The sequence below is a fragment of the Bremerella alba genome (assembly GCF_013618625.1).
Taxonomy (GTDB): domain Bacteria; phylum Planctomycetota; class Planctomycetia; order Pirellulales; family Pirellulaceae; genus Bremerella; species Bremerella alba.
Map to the genome: position 1 here is coordinate 354074 of NZ_JABRWO010000007.1, position 22801 is coordinate 376874.

22 protein-coding genes and 1 tRNA gene are annotated in these 22801 nt (G+C 54.4%); 12 read left to right on the forward strand and 11 right to left on the reverse strand.

Features of this window, described 5'->3' with window-relative positions:
* Positions 1-29: 29 nt before the first annotated feature.
* Positions 30-521 carry a YciE/YciF ferroxidase family protein gene (locus HOV93_RS14090; RefSeq protein ID WP_207397141.1) on the forward strand — a complete coding sequence of 164 codons (492 nt, stop codon included), beginning with the start codon at positions 30-32 and terminating at the stop codon, positions 519-521.
* A gap of 86 nt (positions 522-607) precedes the next feature.
* Here HOV93_RS14090 and HOV93_RS14095 read toward each other — a convergent pair whose 3' ends face one another.
* Positions 608-955 carry a hypothetical protein gene (locus tag HOV93_RS14095; RefSeq protein WP_207397142.1) on the reverse strand — a complete coding sequence of 116 codons (348 nt, stop codon included), beginning with the start codon at positions 953-955 and terminating at the stop codon, positions 608-610.
* A gap of 234 nt (positions 956-1189) precedes the next feature.
* Here HOV93_RS14095 and HOV93_RS14100 point away from each other — a divergent pair, with 234 nt between their 5' ends.
* From HOV93_RS14100 to HOV93_RS14115, 4 genes are read left to right on the forward strand one after another with little or no spacing between them, the layout of a single operon-like run.
* Complete coding sequence (locus tag HOV93_RS14100; protein WP_207397143.1) at positions 1190-3487, forward strand: TolC family protein; 2298 nt, start codon at positions 1190-1192, stop codon at positions 3485-3487.
* Positions 3414-4415, forward strand: coding sequence for a helix-turn-helix transcriptional regulator (locus HOV93_RS14105; RefSeq protein WP_207397144.1), 1002 nt, complete (start codon positions 3414-3416; stop codon positions 4413-4415). The genes HOV93_RS14100 and HOV93_RS14105 overlap by 74 nt, the downstream gene beginning before the upstream one ends.
* A gap of 55 nt (positions 4416-4470) precedes the next feature.
* On the forward strand, positions 4471-5112 hold the full coding sequence (gene tmk / locus HOV93_RS14110) for a dTMP kinase (RefSeq protein ID WP_207397145.1): 642 nt from the start codon (positions 4471-4473) through the stop codon (positions 5110-5112).
* The gene (locus tag HOV93_RS14115; protein WP_207397146.1) at positions 5109-6176 is read left to right on the forward strand and encodes a DNA polymerase III subunit; all 1068 of its coding nucleotides are present in this window, start codon (positions 5109-5111) and stop codon (positions 6174-6176) included. The genes tmk and HOV93_RS14115 overlap by 4 nt, the downstream gene beginning before the upstream one ends.
* A 237-nt stretch (positions 6177-6413) precedes the next feature.
* On the opposite strand, the gene rpsI is transcribed toward HOV93_RS14115, so the two are convergent.
* Together rpsI and rplM are read right to left on the reverse strand one after the other, a co-directional pair.
* Positions 6414-6956 (reverse strand): 30S ribosomal protein S9, encoded by a 543-nt coding sequence (gene rpsI, locus HOV93_RS14120; protein ID WP_207397147.1) that lies wholly within the window; start codon positions 6954-6956, stop codon positions 6414-6416.
* Positions 6957-7035: 79 nt separating this feature from the next.
* Entirely contained in the window at positions 7036-7497 is a 462-nt protein-coding gene (gene rplM / locus HOV93_RS14125; protein WP_207397148.1) for a 50S ribosomal protein L13, read from the reverse strand.
* 485 nt (positions 7498-7982) lie between these two features.
* Here rplM and HOV93_RS14130 point away from each other — a divergent pair, with 485 nt between their 5' ends.
* The 3 genes from HOV93_RS14130 to HOV93_RS14140 all read left to right on the forward strand — a co-directional run bounded on the left by HOV93_RS14130 (position 7983) and on the right by HOV93_RS14140 (position 11201).
* Positions 7983-9212, forward strand: a complete 1230-nt coding sequence (locus tag HOV93_RS14130; RefSeq protein WP_207397149.1) for an NAD(P) transhydrogenase subunit alpha — start codon at positions 7983-7985, stop codon at positions 9210-9212.
* Positions 9202-9714 (forward strand): NAD(P) transhydrogenase subunit alpha, encoded by a 513-nt coding sequence (locus HOV93_RS26710; RefSeq protein WP_315853411.1) that lies wholly within the window; start codon positions 9202-9204, stop codon positions 9712-9714. Before HOV93_RS14130 ends, HOV93_RS26710 begins: the two co-directional genes overlap by 11 nt.
* Before the next feature lie 80 nt (positions 9715-9794).
* Positions 9795-11201 (forward strand): NAD(P)(+) transhydrogenase (Re/Si-specific) subunit beta, encoded by a 1407-nt coding sequence (locus tag HOV93_RS14140; protein ID WP_207397150.1) that lies wholly within the window; start codon positions 9795-9797, stop codon positions 11199-11201.
* 8 nt (positions 11202-11209) lie between these two features.
* Here HOV93_RS14140 and HOV93_RS14145 read toward each other — a convergent pair whose 3' ends face one another.
* A complete protein-coding gene (locus HOV93_RS14145) occupies positions 11210-11710 on the reverse strand; it encodes a hypothetical protein (RefSeq protein ID WP_207397151.1) in 501 nt (166 codons plus the stop codon).
* Between the two features lie 522 nt (positions 11711-12232).
* Between HOV93_RS14145 and HOV93_RS14150 the strand changes: the two genes are divergently transcribed.
* Both HOV93_RS14150 and HOV93_RS14155 read left to right on the forward strand, forming a co-directional pair.
* Complete coding sequence (locus HOV93_RS14150) at positions 12233-13630, forward strand: PP2C family protein-serine/threonine phosphatase (RefSeq protein WP_207397152.1); 1398 nt, start codon at positions 12233-12235, stop codon at positions 13628-13630.
* 93 nt (positions 13631-13723) lie between these two features.
* Positions 13724-13808, forward strand: a tRNA-Leu gene (locus tag HOV93_RS14155).
* A gap of 70 nt (positions 13809-13878) precedes the next feature.
* On the opposite strand, the gene HOV93_RS14160 is transcribed toward HOV93_RS14155, so the two are convergent.
* Positions 13879-14154: a hypothetical protein gene (locus HOV93_RS14160; RefSeq protein WP_207397153.1), complete on the reverse strand. Its 276-nt coding sequence runs from the start codon at positions 14152-14154 to the stop codon at positions 13879-13881.
* Between the two features lie 93 nt (positions 14155-14247).
* On the reverse strand, positions 14248-15528 hold the full coding sequence (locus tag HOV93_RS14165) for a beta-ketoacyl-[acyl-carrier-protein] synthase family protein (protein ID WP_207397154.1): 1281 nt from the start codon (positions 15526-15528) through the stop codon (positions 14248-14250).
* A gap of 335 nt (positions 15529-15863) precedes the next feature.
* Here HOV93_RS14165 and HOV93_RS14170 point away from each other — a divergent pair, with 335 nt between their 5' ends.
* Positions 15864-16346: a division/cell wall cluster transcriptional repressor MraZ gene (locus tag HOV93_RS14170; protein ID WP_207397155.1), complete on the forward strand. Its 483-nt coding sequence runs from the start codon at positions 15864-15866 to the stop codon at positions 16344-16346.
* 232 nt (positions 16347-16578) lie between these two features.
* Here HOV93_RS14170 and HOV93_RS14175 read toward each other — a convergent pair whose 3' ends face one another.
* From HOV93_RS14175 to kdsB, 3 genes are all read right to left on the reverse strand, one after another.
* Entirely contained in the window at positions 16579-16992 is a 414-nt protein-coding gene (locus HOV93_RS14175; RefSeq protein ID WP_207397156.1) for a DUF1844 domain-containing protein, read from the reverse strand.
* A gap of 79 nt (positions 16993-17071) precedes the next feature.
* Positions 17072-18733: a CTP synthase gene (locus HOV93_RS14180; RefSeq protein ID WP_207397157.1), complete on the reverse strand. Its 1662-nt coding sequence runs from the start codon at positions 18731-18733 to the stop codon at positions 17072-17074.
* 185 nt (positions 18734-18918) lie between these two features.
* Complete coding sequence (kdsB, locus tag HOV93_RS14185; RefSeq protein WP_207397187.1) at positions 18919-19668, reverse strand: 3-deoxy-manno-octulosonate cytidylyltransferase; 750 nt, start codon at positions 19666-19668, stop codon at positions 18919-18921.
* Between the two features lie 229 nt (positions 19669-19897).
* Here kdsB and glmS point away from each other — a divergent pair, with 229 nt between their 5' ends.
* Entirely contained in the window at positions 19898-21763 is a 1866-nt protein-coding gene (gene glmS, locus HOV93_RS14190; RefSeq protein WP_207397158.1) for a glutamine--fructose-6-phosphate transaminase (isomerizing), read from the forward strand.
* Positions 21764-21811: 48 nt separating this feature from the next.
* Here the strand turns inward: glmS and HOV93_RS14195 are convergent, their stop codons facing one another.
* Both HOV93_RS14195 and HOV93_RS14200 read right to left on the reverse strand, forming a co-directional pair.
* Positions 21812-22306 (reverse strand): DUF423 domain-containing protein, encoded by a 495-nt coding sequence (locus tag HOV93_RS14195; RefSeq protein WP_207397159.1) that lies wholly within the window; start codon positions 22304-22306, stop codon positions 21812-21814.
* Between the two features lie 68 nt (positions 22307-22374).
* A complete protein-coding gene (locus tag HOV93_RS14200) occupies positions 22375-22758 on the reverse strand; it encodes a hypothetical protein (protein ID WP_207397160.1) in 384 nt (127 codons plus the stop codon).
* Positions 22759-22801 lie beyond the last annotated feature (43 nt).

Below are 22801 nucleotides of genomic sequence, written 5' to 3' on the forward strand. Positions count from 1 at the left end.
CAACCCATTCAAGCCGAGGAGGACTCGATATGTCCATGAATAGTCTTGCAGACGCTTTCTACGATGAACTTCGTGATATCTATCATGCGGAAAAGCAGCTTCTCAAAGCACTTCCCAAGATGGCCAAGAAGGCTAGCAGCGAAGACCTTGCGAACGCGTTTAAAGAACACCTAGAGGAAACCAAGCAACACGTTGAGCGCGCGGAAAAAGCATTTGAAGAGACCGGCAAGGCCGCTCGTGCAAAGAAGTGCGAAGCGATGGCTGGCCTAATCGAAGAAGCTTCCCAAGAGATGAAGGAAGACGCCGATCCCGATGTGATGGACGCGATGCTGATCGCTTTGGCTCAGAAGGTCGAGCACTATGAAATTGCCACTTACGGAACGCTTTGCACCTGGGCTAAGAAACTCGGCTACACCAGTGCCCACTCGCTGCTTGGTGAAAACCTAAACGATGAGGAGCAAGCCGACAAAAAACTGACGAAGCTTGCCAAGAAGAAGATCAACGCCGCCGCGATGGCCTAGTTGGATCATGCTTGGAGAGTTTCTCGACCCCGTGAATCATCAACATTGCCTCGGTGGAAGTCTTTTCTGCCGAGGCTTTTTCGATGCTATAGCTTCTCCAGCATCACAACAAACAAGGCTCCAGCTGCGTCTTGAATACGATTTTCGTCCGCTTCTCCATAGTTTTGGCCTGCTGCATCCAGTGCTGGCACTAGCTCGGTAAGCATGCGAGCGACCTTTCGAGGAACTTCCTCGCTAGCAGGAAAGTGCTCGCAGAACACCTCAACGTGATGGACCAAGTCGGTAAGGTCCTCTGGGGCAAAAGGCTCTCCTTTCTCGAGAATTTCCAGCAATTGGCCTGCATGAAGCATCAATTCTTCCGCCGTATCCATTGAATTCGTCGCCTGAAAACCGCTGTCAGTGATAGCCCCAAGAAGTAAAACTTTGCGGGTCACGCAATTTTCTCAAAGTTTGCCGGTTAGGACGACGATAACCCTAGTACTGAATTTTCTCATGCCGGTGCGTCTGCGTTCCGGGAGGTGAAGATTCAGGCCCGGGGGGGCCGAGACAAACGAATCGACCAAGCTGACCTTAATCCGTTGGCTGGTCATCCTAACTAACAGCGATTTACTTCTTCCGAAGTGTCGTGCACAAGGACGTGCACGCTACGCATCAGGACTCGGTATCCCATGAAAACCCAGTTCCATCAAGCCTGGATGCTCGTGCTCATCGGCACGGTGATTTTCACCGGTTGTCAGCCGACTCAACCGTTTTACTTCAAAGAGTCAGGCGATTTGAGCCTTTACCTCGATAAGGCAACCGACATCGAATACCCCGATGTCGATCACAGCCGACTCTACGAGGTAGATAATACCGAAGCACCGTTCACGATCTCCGATCCATTTGAAATGGATGAGTCGCGAATCTGGAACCTCAGTCTTGAGGAAGCTGTCGCCAACTCGATGAAGAACAGCAAGGCGATACGCACCGCTGGTGGTAACGCTGTGTTCCGGGTTATTCCTGGCACCACGCTGACCTCCCAGGCAATTCCGACCAACCTGACGACGCGTAACGATGCCATCCCGACAATCTACGATCCGGCTCTTGTGTCATCCGATCCTCAATTCGGCGTCGAGGCCGCTTTGAGCGAATTCGATGCACAGTTGAACGCCAACTTCAACTGGGATCGCGTCGATCGACCTCAAAACTTTGCCAGCGGCAACCCGTTCTTTCTTTCCGAATTCGGACAGAACCTGGCAACCGCCAATGTCGAACTGACCAAACTTGCGGCAACCGGTACACAGTGGTCTTTGCGGCAGAACAACACCTACGATTACAACAACCGCGGTAGCTTGCTCTACCCGAGTTCGTGGTTGGCCAATGTAGAAATGGAAGCCCGTCATCCGCTGCTTCGCGGAAGTGGAGTCCAGGTCAACCGTGTCAACGTGATGTTGGCCCGTATCCGGGAAGACGTCAGCCTGGCCGACTTTGAAACCAACGTTCGTAACCTCGTTTCCGACGTGGAAGAAGCCTACTGGCAGCTTTACTTCGCCTACCACAACCTTGAGGCCGCCAAAACCGGTCGCGACAGTGCCCTGGTCACCTGGCGACGCGTTCACGCGTTGATGGTTAACGGTGCCGAAGGGGGTGAAGCCGAAAAGGAAGCCCAGGCTCGACAACAATACTTCGAGTTCCGCAGTCGCACCGAGGGTGCCTTGCGTGACCTGTACAAAGCTGAAGGCAGCCTTCGCTACTTCATGGGCCTGTCCGCCACCGATGGCCGCCTGATTCGTCCAACCTCCGAGCCTACCGACGCATGGGTAGCTTTCGACTGGTTCGAGATCCACAACGAAGCCCTGTCACGAACCCCGGAACTGCGTCGTCAGTCTTGGCGTATCAAACAGCGTGAGATTGAAATGATCACTGCTCGCAATCAACTCCTGCCACAATTGGATGCCGTCGCTCTGTATCGCTTCCTTGGCCTTGGTGACGAGTTGATCAGTGGAAACCGTGATGGCAAGAACTTCAACGAAATCGACAGTAAGGCCTGGGACGTGCTGACCGAAGGCAACTACCAGGAATATACGCTAGGCGTGGAATTCTCGATGCCGATTGGCTTCCGTCAAGAACTCGCCGGTGTGCGAAATGTCCAATTACAGATCGCTCGCGAGAAAGCGGTTATGGAAGATATGGAACTAGAAGTCTCCCACTTACTGACCGATACCATCCGCGACCTGGACTCAAACTACAGCTTGGTCCAGACAAACCTGAACCGTTTGATCGCCGCTGATAAGGAAGTCGACTCGGTACAAGCAGCCTACGACGCTGGAACCGTTACGCTCGACCTCTTGCTCGACGCCCAGCGACGTCGCAGCGATGCTCAGATCGCCTACTTCCAGGCCCTGATTGAATACAACATCGCGATCAAAGACGTTCACCTGCGAAAGGGTAGCCTGCTCGACTACAACGGCGTGTACCTTGCTGAAGGACCATGGCCAGAAAAAGCATACTTCGACGCTAAAGGCCATGCCCGACGCCGCTCGGCCAGCCACTACGTCGACTACGGCTACACCCGACCAGGTGTGATCAGCCGGGGCAGCGTGCCGCAAGGCAGCATCAGCCACGGTCACGTCGAAGAAGGCACAATTATCTACGAAGGAGATGCCCCTGTCGAAGGTGAAATGATCGGGACGCCAACCCCGGCCAAGATGCCTACCTCGCTCGACGCAGTCAGCCTAGAGCCACCTACCCCAACCCGGGTTGCCAGCAAACCAGCCCAATCGAAAAGCGAACTCGATTGGAATAAACTGGGACTGAACGAACTGGTTTCGGAAGTTCGCCAATCGAAAAGTGTCCCACAACCGACGCCAGCTACCAAGCCTACGTCGAGCCGGGCCCTAAAGTCGGTCTCACATGAATCTGGCCAAAATCCAACGCCTGCTAAAACTACTGCAACTGCTTCAGGGTGGCAGGCCGCAAAACGTTAACTCGATGTCCGATGCGTGCGGCGTGAGTCGTCGCACCATCTTTCGAGATCTGGAAACATTGCGAGCGGCCGGCGTGCCGCTCGCTTTCGATTCGAATGGGCAGCGTTTTCATATCCCGGAAACCTACTTCCTGGCCCCCACCAATCTCAGTTCGGAAGAAGCCCTCTCGGTTATGGTGCTTTGCCACGAACTGGGGGACGGCACGGGACTTCCCTATTATTCTTCGGCTCGCCGGGCAGCCACCAAGCTCGAGAACAGCCTTCCCGAACACATGAAGCGACAGCTTCGTGAGATGTCTAGCTCGGTTGAAATCAAGCTTAACCCCGTCCTTCAACCAGAAGAGGCCCAGTCGGCTTACCAATCACTGGTCGATGCTTCGGGGCATCGTCAGAACGTGCGAATCAAATATCGTAGTATCTTCGATGGCGACGTCATCCAGACCAAGATCTCCCCCTACAAGCTGCTCTTCAGCCGACACAGTTGGTACGTCATCGGCAGAAGTTCGATCCATCGCGCCGTGCGAACGTTCAAGGTCAACCGGATCGAGCAAATCGAAACACTCGACGAGCCCTTTGAGATCCCCCAGAATTTCCAGGTCGACCGCTTTCTCCGAAATGCCTGGCACATGATCCCCGAGCCTGGCCCCGATCAGCAGATCATCATCCGCTTCGATCCACTGGTCGCCCAGAATGTGGCCGAAGTTCAATGGCACAAGTCGCAAGAGATTCACTGGAACGAGGACGGCAGCATTGATTTCGAGGTGAAAGTCAGCGGCATTCGCGAGATCAGCTGGTGGATTTTAGGCTATGGCAGCCGCGCCAAGGTCATTCAGCCGGAATCCCTGAAAGAGTTGATCGCCAGCCATGCCCGCAAGATCCTCGAAAATTACAACAATCCAGTCCCCTCGCACTCGCAGGGAGAGAACTAGGGGACTTACTTCGCTGTGCTTTGCCGAGTGGGGACCGTCCCGTACAATCCTAGCCATGACCAATTCGCAAACAATTCGCCCCCTTTTCATCTCTTTCGATGGTATCGACGGGGCCGGGAAATCAACGCAGCGGGACTTATTGACCGAGTGGCTCACGCAACAGGGGCACGAAGTCGTCTTATGCCGCGACCCAGGCACCACGGAAGTTGGCGAGCGAGTTCGTGACCTTCTACTGCACCGCAAGGAACTCGACCTTCACCCGCGGACGGAAATGCTGCTGTACATGGCGGCTCGGGCTCAGTTAGTAGACGACGTCATTCGTCCCGCAATCGCATCCGGCAAAACGGTCCTGTGCGATCGTTTTCTGTTGGCCAACATCGCCTACCAAGGCTATGCATCCGGGATCGAGCTGGACGACGTGCGAAACGTGGGCAAAGTGACGGTCGATCGCGTGATGCCAGATCTGACGATCTTGCTCGACTTGCCTGAAGATGTCGCCTTCCCACGACTCGGCAAGAATCTGGATCGTATGGAGGCCAAGGGGGTCGCGTTCATGCATCGTGTGAGGGAAGGATTCCTTAAGGAGTCCGACATCTACCCACACGTCTCGGTCATCGACGCAACCCAGGAAATCGACACAATCCAGGCCGCCATTCGCGAGGCCGTTGCCGAGCGACTCAAGGAGTTAGCGAAATGAACTGGGACGACGTGCTAGGGCACGATCGCATCCGAGAGATGTTCGCGACGGCCCTTACCAAAAACCGTCTGGCTAGTACGTTTTTATTTGTCGGACCGGCCTCCATCGGCAAACGCAAATTAGCCTTGATGCTGGCCAAGACGCTACTTTGCCAAAATGTGCCGGCCTATCACATGCGTCCCTGTGGCAATTGCGAGGACTGCAAACAGGTCGATGCGCAGACACACCCCGACCTTCTGACGGTTTCTAAGCCGAAAGATAAGACCCGCATTCCGATTGAACTCTTGATTGGCGATGGGCAACATCGAATGGAGTCAGGCCTCTGCCACGACATCGCCATGCGGCCATTCCGGGGACAACGTAAAGTGGCCATCCTGGACGATGCCGACGACTTGAACCAGGAAGGAGCTAATTGCCTGCTGAAAACACTCGAAGAACCACCGGTCGATAGCGTGATCATCCTGATCAGCCAAAGCGAACAGCGGCAATTGCCCACCATTCGCTCCCGTAGCCAGATCATTCGCTTCGCGCCTCTGCCCGATGAAATCGTCTCGAATCTATTGCTAGAGCTACAATGGGTGGCCGACAAGTCTGAAGCTGACAAGCTTGCCAAGCAAAGCAAAGGAAGCCTGGCCCGGGCAGATCAACTACGCGACGAAGGTCTGCAGGGAATAGCGGAAGTCTTACTTTCGACGCTCGCGAAGCGTGATTTCCACAGCATTCAAATGGCCAAAGACGTTTCCGACTATCTCACCAAGATGGGAGACGACGCCCCCAAGAAACGCGAGGCACTGTCTCACCTGATTGAACTGGCCGCCGACTTCTATCGGAATCAACTAGTCTATCTGACGAAGCTGGGGACCGAAGAAGCATCGACTGAACCAGCGATTCGCTCGGCAGTCATGGCCATCCCTGCCGGCCTAGACGGAGTCGCGGCCTGTCTAGAGAGATGCGCCGAGGCAGAAATCCAGCTCAATGCAAACGCCAATATTGCCACTCTGGTCGAGGCCTGGCTGGACGACTTAGCCACGGCATCACGGACAGGCTTCGTGGAGACGCTCTAAGACGCTTTCACCTCTCGCATGGGTGGGGCCAGGAAGATGGGACTAAACTTTTTCTACTCGACGGAATTCGAGCCCATCGCTTCGCACGACGTCAACCATTTACCGATATAAAATCGCGTTCAGGCAGAGCTTGTGCATGCCCACCTTCGTACTACATGTGAGGCAATGAAACCAAAAAAAGAGCCTCCGTCCGAAGACGAAGGCTCTTTCCAATTGTTCTGAATGTGATCTCGGCGATTAACGCTTCGAGAACTGAGTACCACGACGGGCACCGTGCAGACCGTACTTCTTACGTTCCTTCATACGGCTGTCGCGTGTCAGGTGACCATTGTCTTTCAACTGGTGCCCGACGTCTGCGTCCATGCTCAACAGCGAACGACCAAGGCCCATGCGGCAAGCACCGGACTGACCAGTTGGACCACCACCGGTAACCAAAATACGGACGTCAATCTTGCCCTCGTAACCGCTATCGCGGATCGGAGCCATGACGGCGTTCTGATCTTGTTCGTGCGGGAAGTATTCGTTCAGTTCGCGATCGTTGATGACGATCTTGCCGCTGCCGGCTTTAATGCGGACGCGAGCAACACTCGACTTGCGACGACCGGTGCCGAGATGTTCGCCCGTTTTGGGGTCAGTCTTTACAATATGCAAAACCGGCGCTGGCGTGGCCTCTACCGTATCGGTCGTAGTGGTTTCTACGTCCGTGGTTTCTACACCAGTGGCTTCAGCTTCGGTGCCTTCGTTTTGCACGTCTTCGGTTTGAGGATCCGCAGTCGACATAACTTGCTAACTCTTGACCAGATGGATTGGGGGAAAATCGGAAAAAGGCCTTGGCGAATAACACCGTCGGCTGCTGGAACTACTTACGCTTCTTCTGGCGGACCTGACCTAGGCCTTCCAGCTTTTCCGGGTTTTGAGCTTGGTGATTGTGCTCGGGGCCTACGAAGACCTTCAGTTTATCGAGCATCTTGGTGGCAAGCTTGTTTTTAGGAAGCATACGGCGAACTGCTTCACGAAGAATTTGATCGGGATGGGCTTCCAATCGTTCTTCCGCAGATTCGCTACGCTGACCTGTGTAGCCGGTGTACCAGGTGTAACGCTTCTTTTCCCACTTGCTGCCGGTGAATTTCACCTTTTCAGCATTGACAACAATGACGAAGTCGCCGGTATCAACGTGCGGAGTATAGATCGGGCGATGCTTGCCCATCAGACGCACAGCGATGTCGCTGGCCAAACGCCCGACGATTTGATCTTCGCCGTCGACGAGCCACCATTTCTGCTCGACTTGGCCTGTTTTGGCTTGAAAAGTTTTGGTCGTCATCGTTTTGCTAATTTCACTACTGGGGCTCAAGCCGGCATCCTGCAACTCGCCGGGTGGCTCGAACCACAAAAACCGCGTGGCTTTCGTAACCTAAGTCCCCAAAAGGCCTTACACTTACTGTCGGCAACATTGGGAGAATTAGAAACACGTATCTTACCGCGACCAATGAAACCCTACAAGGGACCGGATTAAGAAAATGGTGCGGATGACAAATAGAACACCAAGGCAGGTCCAGTGCTTCCAGCGTAGGGCTAAGGCGATCGGTTCGTTTATTTTCCCTAATGCTAACAGTTTCCCACCCAGCGACTTAAGGGCACTCACTGAGTGAATCTCCGGGTTCACAACGCCCCAACGGTGTGGGACAATTCGACAATGACGCTCGCGCCTAGCGGAATACCGCCAGCCTGGGATGATATTAATAATGATCCCGGCATGAGAATGTTGGATCGTTGATTGACACCATGTGCTCCCCTGAAAGGCCGACCATGATTGTTGCCGTCGTCCGCGAAAACTTCCCAGGTGAACAGCGGGTTGCCTTGGTACCAGGCTCCGTCCCTAATCTTACGAAGGCCGGAGCGATCGTTCTGATTGAAAAAGGCGCCGGCGCAGCTGCCGGTTTCCCTGACCAGCAATACGCCGATAAAGGTGCTGAGTTCGTCGAGAGCCGTCAGGAAGCCTTTGAAAAGGCCGACGTTATCTTCCAGGTCCGTAGTTTTGGAACCAATCCCGAAGCGGGCAAAGCCGACCTCGACTACATGAATCCTGGGCAAATTGTCATCGGCATGGCAGACCCGCTGGGTAATTTGGCGGCAATCCAGGAAGTCGCCTCGCGACAGGCAAAACTCTTCGCTCTAGAGATGATTCCGCGAATCACCCGTGCTCAGAGCATGGACGTGCTATCCTCTCAAGCAACCATTGCTGGCTACCGAGCGGCCCTGCTGGCTGCCATTCATTTGCCGAAGATGTACCCCATGTTAATGACGGCGGCTGGGACCCTCTCTCCCGCCCGAGTTTTTGTGATTGGGGCCGGCGTGGCCGGACTTCAAGCAATCGCCACGGCGAAACGATTGGGCGCGGTAGTCACAGCCTACGACGTTCGCCCCGAGGCCAAGGAGCAAATCGAAAGCCTGGGAGCCAAGTGCGCTCAGCTTCAGCTCGACGCAGAAGGAGCCCAAGACAAAGGGGGCTACGCGAAAGATCTCGGCGAAGAGTTCTATACCAAGCAACGCGACTTCATGGGCGAGATCTGCTCGGAAAGCGATGTCGTCATTACAACTGCGGCAATCCCGGGACGTAAGTCCCCGCTACTAGTTACGACCTACGGCATCCGGCGAATGCCCCCCGGCAGCGTCGCTATCGACCTGGCGGCCGAGCGTGGCGGAAACATCGAAGCGAGCGAACCAGACCAAACCGTTCAACTCGACGGAATCACAATCCTAGGACCGACAAACCTGGCGAGTGAAATCCCCAATCATGCGAGCCAGATGTTCTCGCATAACATCACGAAATTCCTACTCAATATGGTGAAAGAAAAACAGCTTCACCTAAACATGGATGACGATATCATCGCGGGAACCATCGCAACAAACGAAGGGGACGTCGTGAATAGTCGCTTGCGTGAAATGATGGAGTTGCCTCCTCTTGCTCCGCCTTCCCTGCCCGAAGCTGAACCGGACCGTGAGTCCCCCGAACAGGAGAGCCCAGGTGATTCGTAAACTGCTGATTCTCGCAATCGTGATCTCGTTAGCGGGCAGCCTAGGCCTGAATCGTTCAATCGCACAAGATAATCAAGACGCGATCAACGTGACGGAGACCGATCAGGACAACGCCGACCAAGCATCCCCAAAAGAAAACGCAAAAGATGATTCAACGTCGGTCACGCCAACCGAAGTAGAGAGCCCAGAAGAAACTGCGGCCATAGGCCCCAAGTACACCAAGTGGACTGCGTTAGTTGCCAGTATCACTATCTTCGTGCTGGCCATATTTATCGGTTTCGAGATTATCACCAAAGTACCACCGACCCTGCATACACCTTTAATGTCAGGCTCGAACGCGATCTCAGGGATTTCCATTGTCGGGGCGCTGTTATCAACGGCTTTGGGCGCGAACTGGTTCGCGTCGCTTTTAGGCCTATTGGCCATTATTATGGCAACGGTCAATGTCGTGGGCGGCTACATGGTGACTCACCGCATGCTGTCGATGTTCCAAAAGCGATAAAAAGAGATGTCGGAGTGCACGGCCTTTATAGATCGGCTCGTGCCAATGTGGTCGGACTTTAGCAACAAGAAGGAGCAGCCGTGCTCGACTCCCACATCATCGTGAACTTGGTTTACTTGGTCGCCGCCGTCATGTTCATCTTCGGCCTGAAGATGCTTGCCCATCCACGCACGGCCGTTCGCGGCAATATGATCAGCAGCATTGCTATGCTGATTGCGGTCGTCGTCACGGCCTATCTTGTTTTTGCCGATGGAAACGCCACGTGGGCGGGATGGCTGCTCATTGGTATCGGACTGACAATCGGAGGAGCAATCGGAGTCTTCCTGGCGGTGAAGGTCGAGATGACCCAGATGCCGCAACTTGTGGCCCTATTCAATGGATTAGGTGGTGGTGCCTCCGTCTTTGTGGCGAGTGCTGAGCTTCTCGGGCTCACCGATGCAGAAGCAACTCCCGATGTCATGCTGGCGATCGGCATCTCGGGTTTGATCGGAACCGTCACGTTCTGGGGATCGCTAGTGGCCTTCGGAAAGCTGCAAGAGATCGACCTCTTTGAGAAGCCGCTTCCCATTCCCGCACCTCAGGCATTTAACGCCGTTTTAGGGGTCGTGCTTTTGGTTCTCGTTGCCATCATGGCAACGACTGGCATGGGCTGGCCCTTTCTTCTCATTATTCTTTGCGCCACAGCCCTGGGCTTTACGCTTGTCATGCCAATCGGCGGGGCCGACATGCCGGTAGTGATTGCCCTACTTAATAGTTACTCCGGATTGGCTGCCGCAGCGACTGGTTTCGTGATCGATAACAACGTGCTGATCATCTCCGGTTCGCTGGTCGGGGCATCTGGTATTATCCTGACGCAAATCATGTGCAAGGCGATGAATCGTTCGCTGGTCAACGTCTTGTTCGGTACCATGCAGCCGGGCGGCGGACCGGCGGGCTCGGACGACGAACTCTACGCTACCGTACGATCTACTTCAGCGGACGATGTCGCCATGATCCTCGATAACGCTCAGCGGGTCGTATTTGTTCCCGGCTATGGGCTTGCCGTTGCCCAGGCCCAACATGCCGTACGTGACCTGGCTAATCTGTTGCAAGAAAAGGGCGTTGCTGTTGAATATGCAATTCACCCTGTCGCTGGTCGCATGCCAGGACATATGAACGTCCTGCTGGCTGAAGCAGATGTGCCCTACGACCAGCTTCAAGAAATGGATGACATCAATCCAACCTTGGGGCAGGTCGACGTAGCGATTGTCATTGGGGCGAACGATGTCGTAAATCCGCTGGCCAATACCGATCCCAACAGCCCAATTGCCGGCATGCCAATTATTGAAGTCGGCAAGGCTCGCACCGTGATCGTCATTAAACGCAGCCTGAGCCCTGGCTTCGCCAAAATCCCCAACCCCCTATTCGCAGCTGAAAACACGCTCATGTTCTTTTCAGACGGAAAGAAGGCGGTGCTCGATATCGTGACGGCAGTGAAGGAGCTTTAAAGCCAGGCTTACCCTGCTGCTTGCAACTGAAACTCCGATTCATTCCAACTTGGAAGCACCTCTTTCATCCCTTCAATTACACCCCACTGACTGCCGTACCAGCGTTCGACTTGCAGCCAATCCTCCGACGGTATCTCGCGCAGGCAGGCCAACCATCTTCCAGGGTGCGACCCTTCGATCGCGGCGACACTTCGGCAACCCTCCATACTGCGGGCCGAAAGCTCCCCTTCACTGCAGTACTGCCCCCAGGTAATGACCCCCACGCTGGCGCGAACCGAAATCCGGAACAGCCCATCGCAAAGCACGTCCGTCATTTCACGTGTGCCGAGCAATCGATGCCGCGTCGAGAGCCGTTCGAACGCGCAGTTCGCGCTAGGCTCCCATTGATCGCTAGTCGAAAACCAGACCGCAGGCATTCCGCCAGGCGCCCACCGGGGAGTTTGCGCTTTTAATCTTCCGCTTTCAAATATGGCGTCGATATGTCGCCCGGTCGTGTAGTGCCAAAACATGTCCTTACTCCTTAGAAGGTTCACCAAGACTACTGTTCTGATGTTCAGTGACCTTCCGGACACGTTAGGTCACTCGATAGACCGAGACGCGTTAAACAATGGTGAAGCGTTTGGCCGCTACTCGACCGTATCAACGGCACTCTTCCCCCAGGTTGCATAATCGGAGCGCGAGTACGAGAAACTGCGAAGACTAGCTAATGTGTAGCGGCAAGGGTGACGATTCGAAACCTAGGTGGCGATGGATACCACCGCGACAAATGTGTGCCATCGAGGAGGATGGTTAAGCATTTGTCACCCTGGTCACGGATGAAGAAACGATTCCCATTACTTCAGTACGTGGCCCAATCAATGCCCCGACAGATTCCCAAATATTTGCGAGTTCACCGCGAAGAAACGCAAGCCCGTAGCTCTGATAGGCAAGAAGCCTACCCTGGGTTGTCAAATATCTCACAAGCGCTGAAAGGCCTCACGGGATTCGGACTAGCCCTTCGCGAAGATCCTTCCTCCCAAAAGGGGAAACGCATGTCGCAGCAACATGTGACTCGGGGCGGAAAAATGGCCCGGCTTGAACTTCATTCGCACGAGGGTGCCAAGACAAGCACCGCCGATGATCCCGCGATGCTGGAGAATCTCGGCGGAGTGGCTGGCGGGCTAGAATTCCTGCTGGCCGAAATCGACCGACTTCGGGTTGCAGTCCGCCAGCAAGAAGCCGAATTGGCCACACACATTCCGGTCGTGGCGCACCCAGATGTCGACCACCTGGCCGATCGACTCGAGGCAGCTCTAGCATCCGCCGTAGATGTAACCGGCGCATGTGCAGCAGGACTTTACGTGCTGGACGATGCGACGAGCGAACTCAAACTTCGCGCCGCCCACAACCTTCCGCAAAGCAGGCTCCTAGATCCACCGCGGTCACTTGAAGGAAGCCTGGCCGACCTGGAAGCCTTGTCTGGCAACGCGGTCGTCTTGGAAGACACGAAGCTACTTCCTCACTGGCCATGCCCCGAAGACTTCCCGTCTGCTGCTTGCATTCCCGTGGCTACGTCGACGACCCCCTTGGGTACGCTGTGGATCTTTGCAGACGACTCTCGTGATTTCAGCGATCGTGAAACCAATCTTCTGGAGATCATCGCTGGCAAACTGGCCGTTGACCTGGAACGCGATCAGCTGATCGCCGAACGTCGCTCGACGCAGAAGCTCGCTCGACAGAAGAATCAAATCGCCGATCGCCAAAAGGCCCAACTTCCCAATGTGAAACCCTTAGTCGAAGGCTGGGACGTTTCGGCCTGGACTCAGCAGGGCAAAGAAATGGGAGGTGACTTCCACGACTGGGCGGTCATCGAGGACGGCAAGCTGGCAATTTTCGTCGGTGATGCGATGGACGACAACTTCGACGCGGTGATGACGTCCACCAGTCTGGCGACTGCCGTGAAAGCCAATTGCCGGATTGCCCACACGGCCGAGGTCATGCTCGATCGGGTGAATCGAACCTTTTGGGCGGCATCGGCTGGCGATCATTTCGCTTCGCTTGCCTACGCCATCTTCGACCCAATGCTCGGCACGATGGAAGCCGGCTCGTGTGGTCACGTACAGGGATTTGCCTTTAAGCAAAACTCGGTTAGGCCGCTATGGAATAACTCGTGGCCCTTGGGAAGTGGCCCTGAAGTCGAACCAGAACTGGCAACTTCGATGCTTCAACCCGGCGAGGTCATGGCCCTGCTCTCTTCCGGACTGATTGAAACATTCCGGGAACTTGATGGCAATAACTGGCAGACGAAGTTCTGCGATCTGGTGGTACGCCACCTTGACCTGCCTTCTGATCGGATCCTGCGGGCAGTTCAAGAGCGACTCAATCGAGCGGCCATATCAATCTCGCTCGATAAAACGCTGGTTTTCGTTAAACGCAAAGAGGACAACTAGTTCGCGCGAACTTCGCAAGGTCTCAGGTGTCCCCTACTTGACCTTTCGAAGCTTTTGCGTAGACTGCTTTCTTTGGTGAAAAGCCAAAATTGTGGGCTCGTGGCGGAATTGGCAGACGCGCTAGGTTGAGGGCCTAGTGTCCGCTTAGGACGTGCTGGTTCGACTCCAGTCGGGCCCACTTAAACAAGGGTTTGCGTACAATGTACTGCAAGCCCTTTTTTATGCGCGAATCCCTTTTAAGTCACGAATCAGAGCAACGATCCGCCAGACGCGGCTTGTGTCGACCCGGCTTTAATCACGGCTTGAACGTATTTGGCCACCATGTCCGGCTCGACACCTGCATGCGTGCCGATATCGCGGACGACCTTCTCCATGTCTTGTCCAGCTTTGACCCGAGTCAGAATAATCGGCAAATACGATTCGACCTGCTTCACAGTCCGCTTGCTCAGCAGACCCGTATCGTTCAGCTTTGGAGCTTCCCCCCTCTTCGGCTTCTTGAGCGGGGGGAGTTTGAACTCTGACATAGTAGATTCGCCGTCGACAGAAATGGTGATAACCTAGAACTTCTATCGTAACATGGCCGACTTAAGAAATCAGCTGACGCGGCGACATTTTCGTTAAGCTGCCCGGCGAACATCGTCCGCACGGCGTTCTGGATAGGCAAACCCAGTTTGCGAATCGTTCCAGCGGCGTAAAGCCACGGCTACCAAGTGCCCGCCAAATGCTACGGAAAGCTTCAATGCGTGCTGGATTTTCTGCTCACGCCCGACCAGAGGCACGCAATCCATATCGACCTCGGGGTCGATACTTCTAAGATTGGACGTCGGCGGGACGAAGCCATCACGAAGTGCTAGCGCCGTCATTGCCAATTCGATGCTGCCTGACGCGTTTAACGAGTGGCCGACCATAGACTTTATGCTGCTGGCACAAAGCCGATTGGTAAAAGGACCAAACGCGGCGCGAATCCCGCGAGCTTCGTTGACATCGTTTTGCTGCGTGCCGGTACCGTGGCAGTTAATGTAGTCGACATCACGCGGACCCAAGTCGCTCGACTTCAAGGTGATCCGCAAGAGACGCTCCAAAGCGTCGCTCTTCATATCGATACCAGTCATATGGTGCGCCTCGGCTAACATGCGACAACCAAGGACTTCCGAATAAATCTTCGCTCCACGAGAAAGGGCGTGGCTGAGCCGCTCGACCACAAACATTGCGGCCCCTTCCCCGATGACAAAACCGTTGCGGGTTTTATCAAATGGGCGGCATGCCCGTGTCGGATCGGCGTCGTCTGACAAGACGCGCATCTTACGAAAGCCGGCGACAAACAATGGATCGATGGCTTCTGCACTGCCAGCCAAGGCGATATCGCATTGACGGTCACGAATCGCACGTACCGCACAGCCGAGTTCGACCAAACCGCTGGCACAAGCTGTCGAGTGCGAAAGACGCGGACCTTCGAGACCAAATGTATGGGCTACATGATAGGACGGCGTGCAGGGAAAAAACTGCTCGTGAGGGAGCCCGCCGGCAACCGGCCAAGTTGCACCGGGAAGATCGAGGACATTGAAAATCGACCGAGCATCCCCCATGCCGGCACTTACTGCACAACCGAAACGTGTTCGATCCGTGTTACTCAAGTCAACTTGAGCGTCCTTGAGTGCTTCAGCGGCGGCGATCTCGTTGAGCGTGAGAATCTTCAACCGGGGCTCATAGCCTTCAGGCAGATCGACCGGGGCCCCCAGAACTAGATTGTCTTCAATGGGAGAAATGCCGGTCATTCGGCGAATTCCGCACGTTCCGCGCTGAATCGACGCCCAGGTCGACTCTCGGTCCTTTCCGACCGAGGTGATCAGTCCAATTCCGGTAATTACCACCGGATCTTTTGCGTCTTCTTTGGTCACGTTGCGTAGTCCAACCGCTTGAGTGCCATAGCCGCTCCGCCGCTTGATCTCCCTATCGAGCGGGCTGTCGAAGCCATCGTGTGGGAAAGTTACCCAATCCCGGTTTTCAGTTCCAGCTCAGTTTCTTGAGAAGGCGATATCGAGGAAATGCCCGAGGAAAACGCATATCTGGAAAGAATTGCCAAATTTCACTCAAGAAAGGTTGCCAAACGGCGAGCGCCGGGTAAACTCTTTGCTGTGGGAATTTGACCCACTGAAGATTAAAACACATAACTGATGTGGGAAACTAACCCAAAACTGCGTTTGGTGGTTTTCCTGAATGAAAACGAAAACGCATGGGGTCGGACGAGTTCATTCTCGGGGAATACAGCCGAACGCTGGATGACCGATTTCGGTTGTCGATTCCTACGCAGATAACCGACCTTATTTCGCCGAATGGGGACGACCTGATCCTGGTCAAAGAACGACCGGGATGTTTGAGCTTATGGAATGGGCCGCAGTGGCAAGGAAAGCTGGATGCCGGAGTGAACCTGGTTCACGCGAAGATCGCCGCCGGCAAACTGGAGAACAAAATTGCGGATGTCCAACTTTTGGGTCGACTACTTTCCACACGACAACGCAACGTCACGCTGGCTGGCAAAGGGAGATTGCTGATACCGGAGGGATTTCGGGAATTCTTGGGGGTCGAAGCCGGCGGAGAAGTCTTAATCGTCGGGGCCGCCGTGTGTGTCGAAATCTGGAAGCCCGAGGCTTGGCTCAACAATCTCGAAGAAAAAATGCCCGAGTTCCGATCGCTACTGGATCAACTCAGCGGCTAACACCAAATCACATGGAGTCACTTGTTTGCTAGGGAATTGATCGACCGTCGTTAACCCTGTTTTGTTCCGTCGACGACTCGGATCAATCACAAGATACCAGGGATGGCCTTTCAGGCATGGATGCCTACCTTTTAGATTCCCAAGCAAACTACGGCCCCGCGGTTGAGAATAGTCCACTCAACCGCGGGGCTTTTTTTGTGCGCAGACTTGGCGAGATTACCGGCGAAGAACTCTAGTCTTGATTCACAGCCACGTAGGCCATCCGCAGCTGGTGCAAAACGCTTTCGAGCGCAGCCTTCTCTTGGGGATCAAGATTTCCCTTGGTCTTTTCTTCCAGCACCGACAAGAAATCGATCATGTGCTTGGCGACCTCAGGCTGCTTGGCCGCTTTCCCAGTCGCCGGATCGGGGATATGCCCCATGGCCGAGAAGGCCTGGGTAGCAAGCATAGAAATCAAGAGCGTGAAATCAGCCGGTGGAAACTGCCCCATATCAGCGGAAGCAGGCGATTCCGGCTCTGGTTCTGGCGATTTCACAGGGGCTTCCGCCTCGGATTCCCCTTGAAGCTTCTCCTTCTCTTGGCGAACTTGGTCTTTCCAATCGCTATCGATTACGATTTTCTTTTCTGGATCTTGCTCGTCAGTCATCGCTTGACCTCGGGCCTCTCCCACTCAAGGGGAAAAGCTTGGATGGGGGATTCAAACTTAATGCTTAGGCTAATTGCCACTAAGCGTCCGCCGGCTCGGAAGAAGGCTTCGTTGATTGATTGTCCTTATTCGCTTCACGTCGTCGACGGGCAATGGCAGCCCCAACGAAGCCTGCAAACAGTGGGTGAGCCTGGATCGGCTTGCTCTTGAATTCCGGATGGAACTGAACCGCGACGAACCACGGATGCTCTTCGATTTCAAGAATTTCAACGAGCGAATTATCAGGCTTAAGCCCCGAAAACCGCAGACCGTGACTCTTGAACTGGTCGCGATACACGTTATTGAACTCGTAGCGATGACGATGCCGTTCGTTGATCTCCGCTTCCCCGTACGCTTCGTGGGCATAGGTGCCTTCCGCTAAGGAACAAGGCTGCGTGCCCAGTCGCATGGTGCCACCTTTGTCGGTGATATTCTTTTGCTCGTCCAGCAAACAAATCACCGGGTGAGGCGTGTGCTTGTCGAACTCGGTCGAATGCGCCCCTTCTAGTTTCACGACGTTACGGGCAAATTCGATGGCGGCACACTGCATCCCGAGACAGATCCCTAGGAATGGAATCCCTCGCTCACGCGCATATCGAATCGCGTCAACTTTCCCTTCGATACCACGTTCGCCGAAGCCACCAGGCACCAAGACTCCGTCAAACCCAGCCAGCATCCGCTCGGCACCTTCGGTTTCGAGCGTTTCGCTTTGAATGCGACCCACACGAATCTGCGACCGGTGCCCGATGCCAGCATGATCGATCGCTTCGTAGATCGACTTGTAGGCGTCTTTGTGCTCGGCGTACTTGCCCACGACCGCGATACTGATCTCGTGGTCGGGATAACGCAGCGTATGCAGAATCTCTTGCCAAGGCGTCAGGTCGATCGAGGAAACCTGCGGAAGCCCTAGCTTGCCGGCAATGAGATCATCCAAGTTGTTGTCGTGCAGACTGATCGGCACTTCGTAGATCGAGAAATCCTTGTCCTTCTCTTCGATCACGGCCTCGATCGGCACGTTGCAGAACAAAGCGATCTTCTCACGATCGTCCCGGCTCAAATTACGCTCGGTACGGCAGATCAAAATATCTGGCTGGATACCGATTTCGCGAAGCTGGCCGACAGAGTGCTGAGTCGGCTTGGTCTTCAGTTCCCCGGCCGCTTTCAGGTAAGGAACGAGCGTAAGGTGAATGAACAAACAGTTTTCACGACCAACCGTCTGGGGAAATTGGCGGATCGCCTCGAGAAACGGCTGACTTTCAATGTCACCCACCGTACCACCAATTTCGGTGATAATCACGTCGGCATCGTCGTCACCTAGCTTGCGAATCACCGATTTGATTTCGTCGGTAATGTGCGGGATGACCTGGACTGTCTTACCGAGAAATTCGCCGCGACGCTCTTTATTGATGACCGACATGTAGATCTGGCCGGTCGTGTAATTCGAGTCACGCGTCAACGGGCTGTTGGTGAAACGCTCGTAATGACCCAGGTCGAGGTCGGTCTCGCTTCCGTCATCCAGCACATAGACTTCGCCGTGCTGATACGGACTCATGGTTCCTGGGTCGACGTTGATATAAGGATCAAGCTTCTGCATCTTGACCTTAAGACCGCGCTGCTCAAGGAGCATCCCGACCGAGGCACTGGTCAGACCTTTACCAAGTGAACTAACAACACCGCCGGTAACGAAAATATGTTTTGCCATGAAGTTGCTTGGGCCCAGAGACCTTCCATGCATCGGAGCAGAAAGAAACATGCCGCGATACAACCCCCCAGGCTTGCTCTGAATTTAAAAATCCGAGCCACTAAAGCCACTTAACGCCCGACCACCGGGAATTAAATGAAACCTCATAGAAACCAAAGAAGTGCCGCTAGCGTGAAACCACTATCCTAGCGATTGCACATCTTTTTGACAAACGCCGCATAATCCTCGGGGGTATCGATTCCGATGCTTGGTTCGGCGATGGTCCCCACCAAAATGGTCTCCCCCATTTCAAGAACACGCAGTTGTTCGAGCTTTTCCAGCTGTTCGAGATCTGACGGCGGAGCGGTCGCCAATCTCAGTAGAAAGTCGCGACGGTAGGCATAGATGCCCAAATGTTGCAAAAAGGCAGGCTTTTCGGCATGTAGCACACTTTCGTAACCATCACGCACATGGGGGATAGGACTGCGGCTGAAATACAGGGCACGACCGTTATCCCCGCATACGACCTTCACGCACGCGGGATCCCGCAACTTTTCTAGCGATCGGATGGGGGTCGCGAGGGTTGCCATCGAGACATCCGGGTTTACCTCCAGCAGAAAGCGGACCCGTTCGATCGCCTCGGCAGTGATTTCGGGTTCGTCCCCTTGGACATTGATGAATATGTCGACATCAGGCCGAGCCCTGGCGACTTCCGCCACTCGATCGGTACCGCTCGCACATGATTCACTGGTCATCACCACGTCGCCGCCGAACGCGCCGACAGCATTTTCAATGGATTGATGATCTGTGGCCACGATCACTCCGCACGTTCCCTGGGCCTGGCAGGCAGCTTCGTAGGTGTGCTGAATGAGCGGCTTGCCGGTCTGAGATAATAAAAGCTTTTTGGGCAGTCGTGTTGATTGCAGCCGAGCAGGGATTACTACGAGACTGTTCAGAGCAAGAGCTACGGCACGTTCCATGGCCATCGGTCGAATCCATTCTATAGATGTATGTTGCGTGATCGGCACGCGAACGTTTCTTCAGCATAAGCGGTTTGGCCTGAAAAGATGAAGGGCAGTTCCCGCCGCCAACTTCAATCGATCTTCGTATTACCCCTCGACTTTGCTATGCTTTCCGGCGATAGCATTGACGAATTTATCTCACCAAGCCGAAGGGAAACGGGCCATGTGTGGCATTGTCGGATACGTCGGAGATCACCGAGCAGCAGACTTCCTGTTGGAAGGACTGCGGCGTCTGGAGTACCGCGGATACGATAGTGCAGGCATTGCGTCGGTAGATCGTAATTCCCATATTCACATCGTGAAAACGGCTGGCCGGATCGATTCTCTTGCCAACCGACTGGCTGAAGAGATGCCAGTAGGAACCACCGGCATCGGTCATACCCGCTGGGCCACGCATGGTCCCGCCACACAAACCAATGCCCATCCTCATGCCGGGCCGCATGGCGAAATCGTTGTGGTTCATAATGGGGTTATCGAAAACTATGCGTCGCTCAAGAATCAATTGCAACAAAAGGGATATCAGTTCAAAAGCGAAACCGACACAGAAGTGATCGTTTTCATGCTCGAAGATGGCTTCAAGCAACTTTCGATCCCACCAGGCCAAGCCGCCACCGATGAGGCCCTCGTGGGGTTGGTCCAGAAAGTCCTGGCCAAACTTCGCGGGACTTACGGTGTTGGTATCCTCTTCCGAAGTCGCCCCGACCTAATTATCGCCGCACGACTGGGCAGTCCTCTTGTGATCGGCGTATCGGAAGACGCCCACTTTCTGGCCAGTGATGCCTCTCCCCTGGTGGGCTTTACCGATAAGATCGTCTACCTGACCGATCATCAACTCGCGATTATCAAAGCCGACTCTCTGCAGATCGCTCACCGAGATCTGGGCGAAATCACACACAGCGTCGAGAAGCTCGAGATCGCATCCGGAGATGTCGAACTCGGCGACTTCGAGCACTACATGCTTAAGGAAATCTTCGAGCAGCCGCAGTCGATTGAAAACGCCATGCGGGGTCGCTTGAATCTCGACAACGCGACGGCCGTGTTCGGAGGACTGAACCTATCGTCCCAAGAGCTACGCGGAGTTGATCGAATTCTTCTTACCGCATGTGGAACCAGTTGGCACTCGGCAATGGTTGGGGAATACCTCATTGAAGAGCTGGCCAGAATTCCCGTGGAAGTGGAATATGCTTCGGAACTTCGCTATCGCAATCCACCGGTACCGCGTCGCACGTTGGTATTTGGCATTACCCAAAGTGGCGAGACAGCCGATACGCTTGCCGCCCTGCGAGAAATGAAACGCAAAGGCCATCCAACGCTGGCCATTTGCAACGTAGTGGGCAGCAGCATCGCCCAAGAATCTGACGGTGGGATCTATCTGCACGCAGGCCCGGAAGTCGGCGTGGCTTCGACCAAAGCCTATACGTCCCAACTCGTTGTTCTAGCGATGCTCGGGCTTTACTTCGGCCGACTCAATCACCTGAGCTTTGACCAGGGTTACCGCATCATCCGCGCATTACAGGCCCTTCCGGATGTGATTCGCAAAGCTTTGACCACCCAAGATCAGGCCCGAAAGGTCGCTGAAAAATATCAGGCCGCCAATAACTTCTTGTACTTAGGCCGCTATTTCAATTTCCCCACGGCCCTGGAAGGGGCGCTCAAGCTGAAAGAAATCAGCTATATCCACGCGGAAGGGTACCCAGCCGCGGAACTCAAACACGGACCGATTGCTTTGGTCGACGAGAATACCCCCAGCGTGTTCATCATGCCGCAGGGGGTCGTTTACGATAAAGTAATGAGCAACTTGCAAGAGATCAAAGCTCGCGGCGGCCCGGTGATTGCCATCGCCAGCGAAGACGATCACGAGATCGACAACTACGCCGACGACGTGATTCGCATTCCGACGGTGGAAGAGTTCCTACAGCCGATCGTCTCGATAATTCCGCTGCAATTTATTGCGTATCACATTGCCCTCTTGCGTGGCTGTGATGTCGACAAGCCGCGGAATTTGGCCAAGAGTGTGACCGTGGAATAGTTTACGGCATCCATTATTCAGGAAGCAGAACCTAGTCTGGCAGATCTACTAAACCTCTGCAGTCTTGGCCAACGGACTGCTTGAAATCGCACTTACGAGCAGCCCAAGCCAGCCAAGCAATAAAAACATCGCGCCCACAGACGCAAAGATCGCAAAAGTCGGCGCGTCCACTAAAGCAGCTATAGCCGTTCCGCATCCAAACAGCAGGGTCCCGCCGGTAAAGCCAATGCCTCCCATAATCTGCCCCCAGCCGGCAGTGGCAGAAAGGCCTAAAACCGCTAACGCGAGAGCATGAATGGCTATATATCGCAGACCATCTTGGTACCGCTGCCAGCGTTCTGCGCTTTCCTGCCGGTCGACGTTGCTAATTTCCATTACCGGTTGCCCTGGCGTCCCATTAGCTTGCAGCGGACCTGGAACCATGACGGCTTTCTCTTTCAGGGCGTCGCTGAATTTAATCTTTGCATAAGGCTCCCCAATGGGACCGCCAATTACGAGCACCATTCCGAACAGTGCCCCCGCGATAAGGTTGTATTTCGCCATATTATCGAATTTTCGAAATCGATCGTTATGAATGTGAAAAGCAACGAGGCTCGTCCAATCGAGAAGAACTACCGACGCCGCTTCATCTTGCTTGACAGCTCGAAGTTGACCTGTGCGTCTTCGTTCACAGAAGCCGATAATCCCGTGGGATCGGTGACGTAGGTCCAAGGAATGACCTTATTCTCTGATGTGAAGCCGGCGATCTTTACGTTCTTTTCGCCCGGGATACATTCCAACTCGTAATTTCCATCAATCACTTTGCCCGTAGCCACCAAATTGCTTCCGTCCGATGGGGAGAAAATCACGCTCCCATCATGAACGGGAACTCCATCGAGAGTGACCTGCCCGTTGATGGTGAATTTCAATGGTTCGCTCGAGCACCCGAATGTCATCATGGCACCAACGACTAAAAAGACGATTCCGCATCGCCCTACCAAGCTGCTTGAATTCATGGGTTCAATCCTTGCGAATATTTCGCGGTATGAATGAAAAATC